A 13,927-nucleotide genomic window follows, 5' to 3' on the forward strand; every position below is an offset into this window, starting at 1 on the left:
GCGGGCTTGCTCGCGAAGGGGGCTTAGAATTTGTAACCGAGCCCGACCATGTAGATGAACGGATCCACGTCGACATCGACCTTGGCCCGGGTGCCCTGTGCGACTGCGTTATTTTCCACCGTCGCAGTGGTATCGATGTCGATGTAGCGCACCTGGGCGTTGATCATCACATTGTCGGTCAGCATGTAGTCAGCACCGACCTGAAACGCCATGCCCCAGGAATTCTTCGCCTTGAAGTTGCTGAAGCCGTTGGCGCTGGCTTCACTGCCGACGTGTTCATCGAAGATCCAGGTGTAGTTGATCCCCGCGCCGACATACGGCTGGAACGCCGACTTGGCGTCCAGTGGGTAGTACACGAGGCTCAAGGTTGGCGGCAGGTGTTTCAGGCTGCCGAGTTTGCCGTTGGCCGCACCCAGGGCGGTGCCCTTGAGCTTCACGTCATGTTCGAACGGCGAGGCCGCGAGCAGCTCGATCCCCCACTGGCTGTCGAGCATGTAAGCGAAGTTCAGGCCCAGTTGCGTGTCGCTGCTCATGGTGGCCTTGCCACCCAGGTCGGCACCCGCCAGCGGGCCCTGATCGACCTTGACGCTGGAGCTGTCGGCTGTCGGGTTGACGGTGATTGCACCGGCACGAACGATGATGTCGCCGGCGTCATGGGCAAAGGCGAGCGGCGCTGCGAGCGCGAGGGCGAACAGCGAAGCGCTGAGCAAGGGCTTGTGCATTGGGGCTCCAAAGGACGTTGAAAATGTTCGATGTCCAATGGTACGGAGGCGTCTGATACGGTCTTTTGATTCAGCTCAATGAAACTGTGATGATCTTATTGTGTGGGTGCCTTCAAGGGCCTCTTCGCGGGCAAGCCCGCTCCCACAGGGATCTTCATTGAAAACACAATATTTGATGAGCTAAGCAGGACACTGTGGGAGAGGGCTTGCCCTCGATGGCTGACTTGTAGGCGACACATCACTACCGGGTTCACTCCGGCAGCTCATACGCATAAATCTTGTCCGCCGCCATCTGATACCCCGCATCCGCCAGCTCGCTGGTCGACGCCTTGACCTGCAGCGCGCCTTCGATCCAGTACGGCTGATACAACTCATCGAGCTTCACACCGACTTCGCTTTTCACATGCACGATCTGGTTCGACGGCGGTGGCGGTACATGAATGCAGGCGCCGAAATAGGGCACCAGCAAAAATTCTGTAGTGCGACCTTCTTCACTGACTTCCAGCGGCACGATGTAGCCTGGCAAGCGAATGTTCTGGCCGTCGAGGGTTTTCACCACCGGCGCATTCGGCAGGTCCTGCCTGGCCGCGGGTGCCGATTCTGCAGCCAGCGCGTCACCCATTTGCGACAGGTCGTGCAGCGGCGTCATGTTCGGCACTTCCGGTGCGGCGTCCGGCGGGATCATTTCCGACCAGGTCAGGTCTTTCGGCGCGGCCGCCCACAGCGGCAGGGCGACCAGCATCAACAGCGCAAGCAGAGCGCGGGGCATCATTAACGTCCTCATAGTCGGATCGACAGGCCATCGGCCAGGGATTGGCGATACGCGCGCCAGGCCGGCACGCTGCCCATCAGCAACGCAGCGCTCAGGATGCCACCGAGCAGCATCCATTCATATTCGCTTGGCCAGGCCAGTGGCAGATACAAGCCGTAATTCGCCTGGACATAACCCTGGGCAGCGGCGATGCCTATGTAGAGCAGCGCCATGCCGGCTATTACCCCCGACAGCGCCAACGCAAACGCTTCCAGCACCAGCAGGGTCGCGATGTGCCACGGCCGGGCGCCCACCGAGCGCAGAATCGCCATCTCGCGCCGCCGTTCGTTGAGGCTCGTGAGAATGGCGGTGAGCATGCCGATCAACCCGGTCAGCACCACGAACAGCGACACCACGAACAGGGCCTTTTCAGCCGTACTCATCAAACTCCACAGTTCTTGCAGCGCCACCCCCGGCAGGATCGCCAGCATCGGTTCGCCACGGAATTCATTGATTTCGCGCTGCAGGGCAAAGGTCGAAATCTTGCTATTGAGGCCGAGCATGAACGCGGTGATCACTTGCGGCGTCAGGTCCATGTTGCGCGCCTGATCGGCGCTGATCCGACCGTTACCGCGCGCCGGCACCCCGTTGTGCCAATCGACATGGATCGCTTCCATACCGCCGAGGCTAATGTGCAACGTGCGGTCTACCGGGGTGCCGGTGCGTTTGAGAATGCCGACCACGGTGAACGGTTTGTCGTCGTGTTTGACCAGGCTGATCACGGCCACGCCGTGAGCCAATACCAGTTTGTCGCCCAGCGTGTAGTGCAGCGCGTCGGCGACTTCGGCACCGAGCACCACTTCGAACGGATCAGTGGCGAAGGCGCGACCACCGGCCAGTTGCAGGTGTTGCTGACGGCCGTACTGATAATGTTCGAAGTACGCCTCGGTAGTGCCCATCACCCGATAACCGCGATGGGAGTCGCCGAGGGACATCGGGATCGCCCACTTCACTTTCGGGTTGTTGGCGAAGTGTTCGAAACTGTCCCAGCGGATGTTGTTGGTGGCATTGCCGATGCGAAACACCGAGTACAACAGCAAGTTCACTGAGCCGGAACGGGCGCCGACAATCAGGTCGGTACCGCTGATGGTGCTGGCGAAACTGGCCTTGGCCTCGGTGCGCACCCGCTCCACGGCCAGCAGCAGGCAGACCGACAGGGCGATGGCGAACGCGGTGAGGATCGCGGTAAAGCGACGGTTAGCCAGGCTGGCCAGGGCTAGACGGAACAAATACATCTCAAACCTCGAACGGGATGGCGGCGCGATTGAGGTCGGCCAGCGACAGATTGCGATCGAACAACGGCGCCAGGCTCTGGTCGTGGCTGACGAACAACAGGCTCGCTCCGGCTTCGCGGCATTCGGCGAACAGCAAGCGGATGAAATGCTCCCGGGCGTCGTAATCCAGGGCCGAAGTCGGTTCGTCGGCGATCACCAGTTCCGGCTGGCCGATCAGCGCCCGTGCGGCGGCGACCCGTTGCTGTTGGCCGATGGACAGCGAATCGGCGCGGCGGCTGAGGATGCCTTCATCCTTCAGGCCCAGATGCGCGAGCAGGGTAGCGGCGGCCTGATCGACGCTGCCGTGGCGCTGGATCGCCCGTTCGGCACGCAGTCGGGAAAAGTGGCAGGGCAGCTCGACGTTCTCGCGCACCGAGAGAAACGGCAGCAGATTGAATTGCTGGAAAATGTAGCCGGTATGATCGACGCGGAATTTATCGCGCGCGCTGGCAGAAAGCTCGGTCAGTTCCTGGCCGAGCAGGCGAATGCTGCCGCGATCCGGCTTTTGCACGCCACCGAGCAGGCCGAGCAGGGTGGTCTTGCCGCTGCCGCTCGGGCCTTTGAGGAACAGGGTTTCACCCGGTTCCAGGCGAAACGCCGGGATATCCAATAGCGGCGGGTGACCGGGCCAGCTGAAGCCCAGGTCGGACAATTCGATGAGTGCTTGGGTCATATTTAGGTACTTGTCTCAATCTCACATTCAACACCCCGCCCCCTGTAGGAGCGAGCGGTGCGGCGATCCGACTTGCCCGCGAAGAGGCCATCACATTCAACGGATATATCGACTGTCAGGACGCCTTCGCGGGCAAGTCGGATCGCCGCACCGCTCGCTCCTACAGGGATGGGTTGGATCAGAATTTCAGGGCAGCCGCCTTGGCCGTCACCTCAACCCCTTGCTGCCCGCTCGGGCTGATCAGTTGTACCTGAATTTTCCGGGTCGCCGGGAAGACGTTGAAGATGTTCGCCAGGTCCAGGGTCTTCAGCGCACCCGGTGACGAGCAACTGAATTGGTAATGCGCATGGATTTCACTGTGGTCATGGTGATGCTCATCTTTGGCGTCTTCATGGTGATCATCATCGGCATCCGGCTTGCCGCCAAACAACGGGCTTTCCAGTGCCTGGGTCGCCACCACGCAGCCAGCGGCTTTTGGCAGGTTGAACAGCTCCAGCGGTTTCTCAAGCTGCGCACGGACCGCGGCGACCCTGGCCTTGTCGGCGTCGGTGGCGGCGGCGTGTTCGAAACCCACCAGGTTCATCGCCGGGCTTTCCAGCTCCAGTTCCAGGTTCTGGCCGTCCAGCGCTGCATTCAAGCGACCGACGCCGTGTTCGTGGGCGCCAAGGCTGCCGTGCTCATGGTCGTGTTCGTCAGCGGCGTGGGCGACAGCCAGTGGCAACAGGGCAAACGGCAAAGCGAGCAGCAGGCGGCGCATGGCGGATCTCCGGTCAGCAAAATGAATAATATGTTATGTAATCTTATAACGTGCGCATGGAGAGTTTGACCGCCCGCTTGGCGTTACACAAGTCCCATGGGAGCATGTGGGTCAGAAATGTGCAGGAGCAGACTTATGTTGCGTATACGCGGAAGCATCGGCGACTGGCCGGTGGATTTGACGCTGGAGCTGGATGACGCTGACTGGGCGCGGCTGGGAGCGCAGTTGCAGGTGAGCAAGCCCGAGGCCGAGGCCAGTGCTGCGCCGGCCAAATCTGTGAATCAGGATGAGGCGCTGTGGCAGATTGCCAAGGACCTGCTGCGCAAGGCCGGGCAGTTGAGTGGGCCGGATTTGCTGGAGCAGCTTGAAGGATTGACCGGCAGCGCGGCGTCGGGCAAGCGCTTGCTGGTGCGGTTGCGTCACTGCCCGGATGTGAAGGTAGAGAGCGGCGGGGATACGCCGCTGTACCGCTGGCTGTAGGCGCCGGCTTGCTGGCGATGAACGATGACGCGGTTTGTCGGTGACCCTCAGTACAGCGCAGCAAACATCTTGCGACGATACGTGGTCACCAGCGGGTGAGCGTTGCCCAGCAGTTCGAAGACCTGCAGCAACGTCTTGTGCGGCAAGCCTTCGCTGTAGCTGCGGTTGCGGATGAACAGCTTGAGCAAGGCATCCAGCGCCGCCTCGTACTGCTGGCGGGCCAACTGCTGGATCGCCAGTTGGTACACCGCTTCATCGTCCTGCGGGTTTTTCGCCAGGCGCGCTTTCAGGTCCGCCGCATCCGGCAGGTCTTTGGCCTGGCCGAGAAACTGGATCTGTGCCTTGGCACCGGCCAGGGCAGCCTTGTGCTCATCGCTCTTGACCGCGTCGAGCACGGTTTGCGCTTCGCCCAGTTCACCACGTTCGGTAAGGCAGCGCGCGTAGAGAATCAGCGCGCGGGCATTGCTGTTGTCCTCGCTCAGCAGGACTTTGAGGGTGGCTTCGGCGTCGGCAAAGCGGCTGTCATCGAACAGTGCCTGAGCCTGTTCGAATGGATCGGCGGCCGCAGGCGGCGGCATCTGCACATGAGGTTCAAGCATCGTGCGGACTGCGGATTCCGGTTGCGCACCGGCAAAACCGTCCACCGGCTGACCGTCCTTGAACAGTACGACCGTCGGCAGGCTGCGAATGCCGAAGCGCGAGACGATGTCCGGCTCGACGTCGCAATTGACCTTGGCCAGCAGCAACTCGCCCTGATAGCTCTCGGCGATGGTTTGCAGCATTGGCATCAGCGCCTTGCACGGCGCACACCATTCGGCCCAGAAATCCACCAGCACCGGTTTGTGGAAAGAGTTCTCGATCACCGATTGCTCGAAGTCGGCAGTCGTGGCGTCGAAGATGTACGGCGTTTCCTGGCTCATGGGGGATCTCGTAAAAGCTTGGATGGGACAACTATACGGCTTGGTGGGGTGTGGCCGGAAGGGTGGGGCATTGGGAGGTGCGTTGCCTGATCGGGCGCCTTCGCGGGCAAGCCACGCTCCCACAGGTTCAGCGTCGGTCTTGAGAACACCGCCGAACTTGTGGGAGCGGCGGTGCGGCGATCCGACTTGCCCGCGAAGATTTTTAGCCGCGCCGCGCGTGGTACAGGCTCACATGCCGAAACTCTTCCGGCTCCGCCAGATCGGGCAATGTCATCGCCTCCAGCATCTCGATGCGCTGATAGAGCGGGTGCCTGAAATCCCTCACCCGCGAATCCGCCACCAATGCTTCCCGGCCGCGACTCAGAAACGCATCGAGCAACGGCAGATTGGCCCGGTCATACAGCACGTCCGCCACCAGAATCAGATCGAACCGATCCGCCTCAGTAAAAAAATCCGTCGAGTAGCTGAGCGGTACCTCATTGAGTTCGGCATTCGCCCGACACGCGGCAATCGCCAGCGGATCCAGGTCGCAAGCCACCACTTCCAACGCCCCGGCCTTCACTGCGGCAATCCCCGCCACCCCGGAGCCGGCACCGAAATCCAGCACCCGCTTGCCTTTGACCCATTCAGGGAATCGGGCGAGATAGCGCGCCACCGCCAGCCCGCTGGCCCAGCAGAAACTCCAGTACGGCGGCTCATGCAGAATCCGCCGGGTTTCTTCCGGGCTGAAGGCGCGGTCCATGTTGTCGCCGTCGATCAGCCAAAGCTTCAGTTCGGTATCCGGCAAGGCACAGGCCACCAGCTGCGCATCACCGAGCAGTCCGGCCAAGGCCTGTTGCAGGTCGCGCGGTGCAATCATGGTGCTTTGACGAATTGCAGTTGACCCATCGCCTGAGTCGTTGGCTGGCTGATCACTTGCGACGGCAGGTGCAAAATCAACTGACCGGACTGGCTGGCGCGGCCACGCAGTTCAACGCGGGCACCTGCCGGAAAGGATTCCGGGTTGAAACGCAGGCGAAAGGGCAACACCTGGTTGGTGCCGATCAGGCTGGAACTGGCGAGCAATTGTTGCGGGCGGTCCTGGTTGTCGATTACCAGCAGCGCCAATTCGACTTCAGCACCGGCCGGCACGCCGTGCAAGGTGCCGCTCAATTCACGTTGATGCGCGGGCAACGGGCCGAGGTCGGCAGACTCCTTGGCTTTCTTCTGCGCCTGTTCTGGCGCGGGACCGGGCGTCGGAGGCTGGGACGGATCGCTGCTACAGGCCACCAGCAGGCTGAAAAGAGTAAGCAAAATGAGCGGTCGTAACGACATTGGCGGCTCCGGCAAGGTGAAATCCATGGATAGCCAGTCTGTATACCGCAAAGCCTATGGCTTGTCTTGCCACGGGGATGCGCTACCATGGCCCTCCCTTTTTTTGTTGCCTGCCACCATGCACTGTCCCTTCTGCGGTGCCAACGACACCAAGGTCATCGACTCGCGTCTGGTCGCCGAGGGCGAACAGGTGCGCCGCCGGCGCGAATGCCTGGCCTGCGGCGAGCGTTTCACGACGTTCGAGACTGCTGAACTGGTGTTGCCGCGCCTGATCAAAACCGACGGCAGCCGCCAGCCGTTCGACGAAGAAAAACTGCGCGCCGGCATGCAGCGTGCGCTGGAGAAGCGCCCGGTGAGTGTCGAGCGCCTGGAATCGTCGCTGGTGCACATCAAACACAAACTGCGCGCCACCGGCGAGCGCGAGGTCAAATCCCTCGTGGTCGGTGAACTGGTGATGGCCGAGCTGCAAAAGCTCGACGAAGTCGCCTACATTCGTTTCGCCTCCGTGTATCGCCGCTTCCAGGACCTCAACGAGTTCCGCGAAGAGATCGATCGCCTGGCCCGTGAGCCGGTGAAAGAATGACTACGTTCCCAGAACTTGCCATCCTCGACGCCCACTACATGGCCCGTGCCCTGGAACTGGCGCGCAAAGGTCACTACACGACGCACCCCAACCCTCGGGTCGGCTGCGTAATCGTGCGTGACGGACAGATCGTCGGCGAAGGCTGGCATGTGCGCACCGGCGAACCCCATGCCGAAGTCCACGCCCTGCGCGCCGCTGGCGACAAGGCGCGGGGCGCCACGGCTTACGTGACCCTCGAACCTTGCAGCCATCACGGCCGCACGCCGCCCTGCGCCGATGCGCTGGTGAATGCCGGTGTCGCCCGTGTGGTCGCGGCGATGCAGGACCCGAACCCGGAAGTCGCCGGTCGTGGCCTGCAACGCCTGGCCCAGGCCGGCATCGCGACCGAAAGCGGCGTGCTGGAAGGCGAGGCGCGCAAGCTCAATGAAGGCTTCCTCAAACGCATGGAACACGGTTTGCCGTTCGTGCGGGTCAAGTTGGCCATGAGCCTGGACGGTCGCACGGCGATGCACAGCGGCGAAAGCCAGTGGATCACTGGCACAGCGGCGCGTTCGGCGGTACAACGCCTGCGCGCACAGGCCAGCGTGGTGCTGACCGGCGCCGACACGGTGCTGGCGGACAACGCTCGCTTGACCGTGCGTGCCGATGAGCTGGGTCTGGACGCCGAGCAAACTGCTTTGGCGATGAGTCGTGCGCCGCTGCGCGTGCTGATCGACGGCCGTTTGCGTGTACCGCTGGATGCGCCGTTCTTCAAGGCCGGCCCGGCGCTGGTCGCCACCTGCATGGCCATCGAAGAGCAATACGCCAACGGCCCGGAATGCCTGGTCGTGGCCGGCGACGATGGCCTGGTCGACTTGCGTAAACTGCTGGTCGAGCTCGCCCATCGTGGCGTCAACGAAGTGTTGGTCGAAGCGGGCCCGCGTCTGGCCGGGGCTTTCGCTCGGCAAGGTCTGGTGGACGAGTTTCAGATTTTCATCGCGGGCAAGTTTTTAGGTTCGTCTGCGCGCCCGTTGCTGGATTGGCCGCTCGCGCAAATGAAGGATGCGCCCGAGCTTAAAATCATCGAAATTCGCGCCGTGGGCGATGACTGGCGAGTCATCGCCATTCCTTCGCCAGCAGCGAGCGTATAATTCCCGGCCTGCGCCACGCGACGGCTTTGTTCTCGAGGAGGACTCCATGTTTACCGGCATCATCGAATCCATCGGCAGTATTCGTGCATTGACCCCAAAAGGCGGAGATGTGCGGGTACACGTAGAAACCGGCAAGCTCGACTTGAGCGACGTCAAACTGGGCGACAGCATTGCGGTCAACGGCGTATGCCTGACTGCGGTTGAATTACCGGGTAACGGCTTTGCCGCGGACGTCAGTCGCGAAACCCTCGACTGCACCGCCATGAATGACCTGAAAAGCGGCAGCCCGGTCAATCTGGAAAAAGCCCTGACCCCGACCACTCGCCTCGGCGGGCACCTGGTCAGCGGTCACGTCGATGGCGTGGGCGAAGTGGTTGCCCGTACCGAAAACGCCCGTGCCGTGGAATTTCGCATCCGTGCACCGAAAGAACTGGCCAAGTACATCGCCCATAAGGGCTCGATCACCGTCGACGGCACCAGCCTGACCGTGAACGCGGTCGATGGCGCCGAGTTCCTGCTGACGATCATTCCCCACACCCTGAGCGAAACCATCATGGCGTCGTACCAGCCAGGTCGCCGGGTGAATCTGGAAGTGGACTTGCTGGCCCGTTACCTGGAACGCCTGTTACTGGGCGACAAGGCCGCAGAGCCTACAAAGTCCGGGAACATCACTGAAAGCTTTCTGGCCGAGAACGGCTACCTCAATTCCTGAAACTCAATTTTGAAAGAAGGGGGGTGCCTTGTGGCGCTCAATAGCATCGAAGAGCTGGTTGAAGATATCCGCCAAGGCAAGATGGTCATCCTCATGGATGACGAAGACCGCGAGAACGAAGGCGACCTGATCATGGCCGCCGAATGCTGCCAGCCTGAACACATCAACTTCATGGCCAAGCATGCCCGTGGCCTGATCTGCATGCCGATGAGCCGCGAACGCTGCGAACTGCTGAAGCTGCCCTTGATGGCGCCGCGCAACGGTTCCGGTTTCGGCACCAAGTTCACCGTGTCCATCGAAGCGGCCACCGGCGTGACCACCGGCATCTCCGCCGCCGACCGTGCGCGCACCGTGCAGGCCGCTGCTGCGAAAGACGCCAAGGCTGAAGACATCGTCAGCCCCGGTCACATCTTCCCGCTGATGGCCCAGGCTGGTGGCACCCTGGCCCGTGCCGGCCACACCGAAGCGGCGTGCGACCTGGCGCGCATGGCCGGTTTCGAGCCGAGCGGGGTGATCTGCGAAGTGATGAACGACGACGGCACCATGTCCCGCCGTGCGGAACTGGAAGCGTTTGCTGCCGAACACAACATCAAGATCGGCACCATCGCCGACCTGATTCACTACCGGATGATCCACGAACGTACCGTTCAGCGGATTGCCGAGCAGCCGCTGGACAGCGAACTGGGCCAATTCAACCTGGTGACCTATCGTGATTCCGTGGAAGGCGACGTGCACATGGCCCTGACCCTGGGCACCGTGTGCGGCGAAGAACCGACCCTGGTTCGGGTGCACAACATGGATCCGCTGCGCGACCTGTTGATGGTCAAGCAACCTGGCCGCTGGAGCCTGCGCGCCGCCATGGCCGCGGTCGCCGAGGCCGGCAGCGGCGTGGTGCTGTTGCTCGGTCACCCGCTCGATGGCGACGTGTTGCTGGCACACATCCGTGAAACCGCGGAGCACGCACCGGCGAAAAAACCGACCACCTACAGCATCGTCGGTGCCGGTTCGCAGATCCTTCGGGACCTGGGCGTGCGCAAAATGCGCCTGATGAGTGCGCCGATGAAATTTAATGCGATATCCGGTTTCGATCTGGAAGTTGTAGAATACGTGCCCTCCGAATAATGACCGGCAGTTTGCGGGCCTGTATTCGCGGTTAACAAATCACTGAGGGACGCGTAGAAAACGCGTTCCGGCTCTTTAAGAGATCTAACGAATGACCCTGAAGACCATCGAAGGTACCTTCATCGCCCCTAAAGGCCGCTACGCTCTGGTAGTGGGCCGTTTCAACAGCTTCGTGGTTGAAAGCCTGGTCAGCGGTGCAGTTGATGCCCTGGTTCGCCATGGCGTGAGCGAAAGCGACATCACCATCATCCGTGCGCCTGGCGCCTTCGAAATCCCGCTGGTTGCGCAGAAAGTCGCTCAGAAAAGCGAGTTCGCAGCCATCATCGCCCTGGGTGCGGTCATTCGTGGTGGCACTCCGCACTTCGAATACGTGGCGGGCGAGTGCACCAAGGGCCTGGCCCAGGTGTCCATGGAGTTCGGCGTACCGGTCGCTTTCGGCGTCCTGACCGTCGATTCCATCGAGCAAGCTATCGAACGTTCCGGCACCAAGGCCGGTAACAAAGGTGCTGAAGCTGCCCTGTCCGCTCTGGAAATGGTCAGCCTGCTGGCGCAGTTGGAGGCCAAGTGATTAGCGACGAAAGCGATCGTTTCAACCCGCGCGATCCAAAGCCTGCGGATGCCGGCAAGCCATCGAAAAGCGTCAAGCGTCGCGAAGCCCGTCAGCTCGCGACCCAGGCGCTTTACCAATGGCACATGGCCAAGCAATCGCTGAACGAGATCGAAGCGCAGTTCCGGGTCGATAACGATTTCAGCGATGTCGACGGTGCCTACTTCCGTGAAATCCTGCACGGCGTTCCGGCGCAGAAGGACAAGATCGACGCGGCGCTCAAGCCTTGCCTGGACCTGACCATCGAAGAGCTGGACCCGGTTGAACTGGCGGTTCTGCGCCTGTCCACCTGGGAACTGCTCGAGCGCGTCGACGTGCCGTACCGCGTTGTGATCAACGAAGGTATCGAGTTGGCGAAAGTCTTCGGCTCCACCGACGGCCACAAGTTCGTCAACGGTGTACTCGACAAACTGGCCCCGCGTCTGCGTGAAGCTGAAGTGAAGGCATTCAAGCGCTGATCGGCGCTTGAATCCAGTGTCCTGATGGGCGAATTTGAGCTGATCCGCAATTTCTTCGCCGCCGCGCCCTGTGCGCAGGGCGGCGAGGGCGTTGCTCTGGGGATCGGTGATGACTGCGCCTTGCTGGCTGTTCCCCCTGGGGAGCAGTTGGCAATTTCCACCGACACCCTCGTGGCCGGTGTGCATTTCGCAGACCCTTGCGACCCGTTTCTGCTCGGCCAGCGCTCGCTGGCCGTGGCTGTCAGCGACCTGGCGGCCATGGGCGCCACCCCCATCGCCTTTACCCTTGCCCTGACCTTGCCGACGGTAACCGCCGATTGGCTGGATGCCTACGCCCGTGGCTTGAACCTTATGGCGCAAAGTTGCGGTGTGGCACTGGTCGGCGGCGATACCACCCGTGGGCCCTTGAGCCTGACCATGACCGTGTTCGGGCGTGTGCCCAGTGGTTTGGCGTTGACCCGTAGCGGTGCGAAGCCAGGCGATTTGTTGTGCGTTGGCGGTGAGTTGGGCAATGCCGCTGGCGCCTTGCCGTTGGTGCTCGGCCAGCGTACGGCTGAAGCGGCCATTGCCGATCCGCTGCTGGCGCATTACTGGTCGCCGCAACCGCAGCTTGGGCTGGGCATGGCGTTGCGGGGCAAGGCGACCTCGGCGCTGGACATCTCCGACGGGCTGCTCGCCGACTGTGGGCACATCGCCCTCGCATCGAAGGCCGGCATTCAGGTTGAACGGGACAGTTTGCCGTTGTCGAAGCCTTTAGTGGCCTTGCTCGGTCAGTCGGGCGCCGAAGCGGCAGCTCTCAGCGGCGGTGACGATTACGTGCTGGCCTTCACCTTGCCGTCCGTCGAGTTGCCACAACTGATGGCCGACGGCTGGCCGATCCATGTGGTCGGACGAGTCATCGCAGGGCAGGGCGTGACTTTGCTGGATGCCGACGGACAGGACATCACCCCGCAAACCCGGGGTTATCAACATTTTCGGGAGACACCGTGACAGATCATCCCAATCAAGTCCCGGCGGAATTCGTACCGCCCTCGGTCTGGCGCAACCCTTGGCATTTCCTGGCGTTCGGCTTCGGTTCGGGCACTCTGCCCAAAGCACCGGGCACCTGGGGTTCGTTAGTTGCGCTACCCTTTATTCCGTTATGGCAGATGCTGCCCGACTGGGGGTACTGGCTGATGCTGGGCATCACCATGCTGTTCGGCTTCTGGCTGTGCGGCAAGGTGGCGGACGATTTGCGGGTACACGACCACGAAGGCATCGTCTGGGACGAAATGGTCGGGATGTGGATCACCCTGTGGCTGGTGCCGGAAGGTTGGTATTGGTTGCTGGCAGGTTTTCTGATGTTCCGTTTCTTCGATATCCTCAAGCCGTGGCCGATTCACTGGATCGACCGGCATGTGCATGGTGGCGTCGGGATCATGCTCGACGACGTACTGGCCGGGGTGTTTGCGTGGTTGGCGATGCAGGGGCTGGTATGGATTTTCGCCTGAGTGGCGGAACAGGGGACTAAGGATGGCTCGACGCTGGTTGCTGGTGATGGTGTTGGCGATGTTTGGTGCGCTTGCTCAGGCGATGGAGGCGCCGGCGATCCCGTCCGTGATTCATTTGGCCAGCGAAGACTGGGAAGACTATACCGCCGCCGACGGTCACGGCTTGGGCTGGGATGTGTTGCGCGAAGTGTTCGAGCCGGCCGGAGTCAAGCTGGATATCCGTACCGAGCCTTACGTGCGCTCAATGGGCCTGGCCCAGCGGGGCGAAGTGGATGCCTGTGTCGGCTCCTATCGTGACGAGGCCAGCGACCTGCTGTATCCCCGCTGGAGCTTCGATACCGATCACATCTATGCCCTGGGTCTGTCCAGCAACCCGGCGCCGACCCCGGAAACCCTGGGCAACTACCGACTGGCCTGGGTCCGCGGCTACGATTATCAGGACTACCTGCCCAACGTGCGTCGCTACAACGAAGTCTTGCGGCGTACCGGTATCCTGTCGATGCTGGTTCACAATCGCGCCGACTTTTACATTGATGCGCTGACTGAGGTCGACTACGTCGTCAAGCGGGCCAGGGATCCCTCGCAGTTTCGTCGTACCCATATAGCGGAACTGCCGCTGTACCTGTGCTTCGCCGATACGCCCAGGGCCCGTGCGTTGATGGCGTTGTTCGACCAGCGCATGGATGTGCTGGTGAAAAGCGGCCGGCTGAAACCGATTTTCGAGCGCTGGAAGCAGCCTTATCCGTTTGATTCGAATTGATCCCGATCATGCGGCTGCGAGGACTTACCTGGGGTGCCTCCGACCCTGTGGGAGCGGGCTTGCTCGCGAAAGCGGTGTGTCAGGCGACATCATTATTGACTGAGCCACCGTCTT

Annotated in this window: 18 protein-coding genes; 10 read left to right on the top strand and 8 right to left on the bottom strand. The window is 61.7% G+C overall.

Translation table 11 applies throughout. The features are described 5' to 3' along the window. Window positions 1–23 precede the first annotated feature (23 nt). The 5 genes from F8N80_RS24260 to F8N80_RS24280 all read right to left on the bottom strand — a co-directional run bounded on the left by F8N80_RS24260 (window position 24) and on the right by F8N80_RS24280 (window position 4,237). Window positions 24–722: an OmpW/AlkL family protein gene (locus tag F8N80_RS24260; protein ID WP_150784851.1), complete on the bottom strand. Its 699-nt coding sequence runs from the start codon at window positions 720–722 to the stop codon at window positions 24–26. Window positions 723–972: 250 nt separating this feature from the next. Beyond that, on the bottom strand, window positions 973–1,491 hold the full coding sequence (locus tag F8N80_RS24265) for a DUF3299 domain-containing protein (RefSeq protein ID WP_150748804.1): 519 nt from the start codon (window positions 1,489–1,491) through the stop codon (window positions 973–975). A gap of 11 nt (window positions 1,492–1,502) precedes the next feature. Continuing rightward, window positions 1,503–2,768 (bottom strand): ABC transporter permease, encoded by a 1,266-nt coding sequence (locus F8N80_RS24270; RefSeq protein ID WP_150784852.1) that lies wholly within the window; start codon window positions 2,766–2,768, stop codon window positions 1,503–1,505. 1 nt (window position 2,769) lies between these two features. Then, on the bottom strand, window positions 2,770–3,480 hold the full coding sequence (locus F8N80_RS24275) for an ABC transporter ATP-binding protein (protein WP_150784853.1): 711 nt from the start codon (window positions 3,478–3,480) through the stop codon (window positions 2,770–2,772). Window positions 3,481–3,658: 178 nt separating this feature from the next. Then, window positions 3,659–4,237: a DUF2796 domain-containing protein gene (locus F8N80_RS24280; protein ID WP_150748807.1), complete on the bottom strand. Its 579-nt coding sequence runs from the start codon at window positions 4,235–4,237 to the stop codon at window positions 3,659–3,661. A 135-nt stretch (window positions 4,238–4,372) separates the two neighbouring features. Here F8N80_RS24280 and F8N80_RS24285 point away from each other — a divergent pair, with 135 nt between their 5' ends. Beyond that, entirely contained in the window at window positions 4,373–4,717 is a 345-nt protein-coding gene (locus F8N80_RS24285) for a hypothetical protein (protein ID WP_150748808.1), read from the top strand. 47 nt (window positions 4,718–4,764) lie between these two features. Here F8N80_RS24285 and trxA read toward each other — a convergent pair whose 3' ends face one another. The 3 genes from trxA to F8N80_RS24300 all read right to left on the bottom strand — a co-directional run bounded on the left by trxA (window position 4,765) and on the right by F8N80_RS24300 (window position 6,951). Then, window positions 4,765–5,637, bottom strand: coding sequence for a thioredoxin (gene trxA, locus F8N80_RS24290; RefSeq protein WP_150784854.1), 873 nt, complete (start codon window positions 5,635–5,637; stop codon window positions 4,765–4,767). 202 nt (window positions 5,638–5,839) lie between these two features. Continuing rightward, the gene (locus F8N80_RS24295; RefSeq protein WP_150784855.1) at window positions 5,840–6,496 is read right to left on the bottom strand and encodes a class I SAM-dependent methyltransferase; all 657 of its coding nucleotides are present in this window, start codon (window positions 6,494–6,496) and stop codon (window positions 5,840–5,842) included. After that, complete coding sequence (locus F8N80_RS24300) at window positions 6,493–6,951, bottom strand: YbaY family lipoprotein (protein ID WP_150784856.1); 459 nt, start codon at window positions 6,949–6,951, stop codon at window positions 6,493–6,495. Before F8N80_RS24300 ends, F8N80_RS24295 begins: the two co-directional genes overlap by 4 nt. Window positions 6,952–7,069: 118 nt before the next feature. Here F8N80_RS24300 and nrdR point away from each other — a divergent pair, with 118 nt between their 5' ends. The 9 genes from nrdR (at window position 7,070) to F8N80_RS24345 (ending at window position 13,813) form a co-directional block, all read left to right on the top strand. After that, window positions 7,070–7,534, top strand: a complete 465-nt coding sequence (gene nrdR, locus F8N80_RS24305; protein ID WP_003228656.1) for a transcriptional regulator NrdR — start codon at window positions 7,070–7,072, stop codon at window positions 7,532–7,534. Then, window positions 7,531–8,664 carry a bifunctional diaminohydroxyphosphoribosylaminopyrimidine deaminase/5-amino-6-(5-phosphoribosylamino)uracil reductase RibD gene (gene ribD, locus F8N80_RS24310; RefSeq protein ID WP_150784857.1) on the top strand — a complete coding sequence of 378 codons (1,134 nt, stop codon included), beginning with the start codon at window positions 7,531–7,533 and terminating at the stop codon, window positions 8,662–8,664. The genes nrdR and ribD overlap by 4 nt, the downstream gene beginning before the upstream one ends. Before the next feature lie 46 nt (window positions 8,665–8,710). Next, window positions 8,711–9,376, top strand: a complete 666-nt coding sequence (locus F8N80_RS24315; RefSeq protein ID WP_150748813.1) for a riboflavin synthase — start codon at window positions 8,711–8,713, stop codon at window positions 9,374–9,376. 30 nt (window positions 9,377–9,406) lie between these two features. Next, entirely contained in the window at window positions 9,407–10,498 is a 1,092-nt protein-coding gene (gene ribBA, locus F8N80_RS24320) for a bifunctional 3,4-dihydroxy-2-butanone-4-phosphate synthase/GTP cyclohydrolase II (RefSeq protein ID WP_150784858.1), read from the top strand. Between the two features lie 91 nt (window positions 10,499–10,589). Beyond that, entirely contained in the window at window positions 10,590–11,066 is a 477-nt protein-coding gene (gene ribH, locus F8N80_RS24325) for a 6,7-dimethyl-8-ribityllumazine synthase (RefSeq protein ID WP_095668200.1), read from the top strand. Beyond that, on the top strand, window positions 11,063–11,563 hold the full coding sequence (gene nusB, locus F8N80_RS24330) for a transcription antitermination factor NusB (RefSeq protein WP_008033741.1): 501 nt from the start codon (window positions 11,063–11,065) through the stop codon (window positions 11,561–11,563). The genes ribH and nusB overlap by 4 nt, the downstream gene beginning before the upstream one ends. A 24-nt stretch (window positions 11,564–11,587) precedes the next feature. Then, window positions 11,588–12,553, top strand: a complete 966-nt coding sequence (thiL, locus tag F8N80_RS24335; RefSeq protein ID WP_150784859.1) for a thiamine-phosphate kinase — start codon at window positions 11,588–11,590, stop codon at window positions 12,551–12,553. Then, window positions 12,550–13,053, top strand: a complete 504-nt coding sequence (locus F8N80_RS24340; protein WP_150746813.1) for a phosphatidylglycerophosphatase A family protein — start codon at window positions 12,550–12,552, stop codon at window positions 13,051–13,053. Before thiL ends, F8N80_RS24340 begins: the two co-directional genes overlap by 4 nt. Before the next feature lie 22 nt (window positions 13,054–13,075). Then, the gene (locus F8N80_RS24345) at window positions 13,076–13,813 is read left to right on the top strand and encodes a substrate-binding periplasmic protein (protein ID WP_150784860.1); all 738 of its coding nucleotides are present in this window, start codon (window positions 13,076–13,078) and stop codon (window positions 13,811–13,813) included. The last annotated feature ends 114 nt before the right edge of the window (window positions 13,814–13,927 follow it).

It is taken from the genome of Pseudomonas fluorescens (assembly GCF_902497995.1).
Classification (GTDB): domain Bacteria; phylum Pseudomonadota; class Gammaproteobacteria; order Pseudomonadales; family Pseudomonadaceae; genus Aquipseudomonas; species Aquipseudomonas fluorescens_BK.

Excerpts from the sequence above, each read along its gene's own strand:
- F8N80_RS24300 (WP_150784856.1), bottom strand. The coding sequence starts at position 6,951 with ATGTCGTTACGACCGCTCATTTTGCTTACTCTTTTCAGCCTGCTGGTG.
- thiL (WP_150784859.1), top strand. The coding sequence starts at position 11,588 with ATGGGCGAATTTGAGCTGATCCGCAATTTCTTCGCCGCCGCGCCCTGT.
- F8N80_RS24260 (WP_150784851.1), bottom strand. The coding sequence starts at position 722 with ATGCACAAGCCCTTGCTCAGCGCTTCGCTGTTCGCCCTCGCGCTCGCA.
- trxA (WP_150784854.1), bottom strand. The coding sequence starts at position 5,637 with ATGAGCCAGGAAACGCCGTACATCTTCGACGCCACGACTGCCGACTTC.
- F8N80_RS24315 (WP_150748813.1), top strand. The coding sequence starts at position 8,711 with ATGTTTACCGGCATCATCGAATCCATCGGCAGTATTCGTGCATTGACC.
- ribD (WP_150784857.1), top strand. The coding sequence starts at position 7,531 with ATGACTACGTTCCCAGAACTTGCCATCCTCGACGCCCACTACATGGCC.
- F8N80_RS24285 (WP_150748808.1), top strand. The coding sequence starts at position 4,373 with ATGTTGCGTATACGCGGAAGCATCGGCGACTGGCCGGTGGATTTGACG.
- F8N80_RS24270 (WP_150784852.1), bottom strand. The coding sequence starts at position 2,768 with ATGTATTTGTTCCGTCTAGCCCTGGCCAGCCTGGCTAACCGTCGCTTT.
- F8N80_RS24280 (WP_150748807.1), bottom strand. The coding sequence starts at position 4,237 with ATGCGCCGCCTGCTGCTCGCTTTGCCGTTTGCCCTGTTGCCACTGGCT.
- F8N80_RS24345 (WP_150784860.1), top strand. The coding sequence starts at position 13,076 with ATGGCTCGACGCTGGTTGCTGGTGATGGTGTTGGCGATGTTTGGTGCG.
- F8N80_RS24265 (WP_150748804.1), bottom strand. The coding sequence starts at position 1,491 with ATGCCCCGCGCTCTGCTTGCGCTGTTGATGCTGGTCGCCCTGCCGCTG.
- F8N80_RS24295 (WP_150784855.1), bottom strand. The coding sequence starts at position 6,496 with ATGATTGCACCGCGCGACCTGCAACAGGCCTTGGCCGGACTGCTCGGT.
- F8N80_RS24275 (WP_150784853.1), bottom strand. The coding sequence starts at position 3,480 with ATGACCCAAGCACTCATCGAATTGTCCGACCTGGGCTTCAGCTGGCCC.
- ribH (WP_095668200.1), top strand. The coding sequence starts at position 10,590 with ATGACCCTGAAGACCATCGAAGGTACCTTCATCGCCCCTAAAGGCCGC.
- nrdR (WP_003228656.1), top strand. The coding sequence starts at position 7,070 with ATGCACTGTCCCTTCTGCGGTGCCAACGACACCAAGGTCATCGACTCG.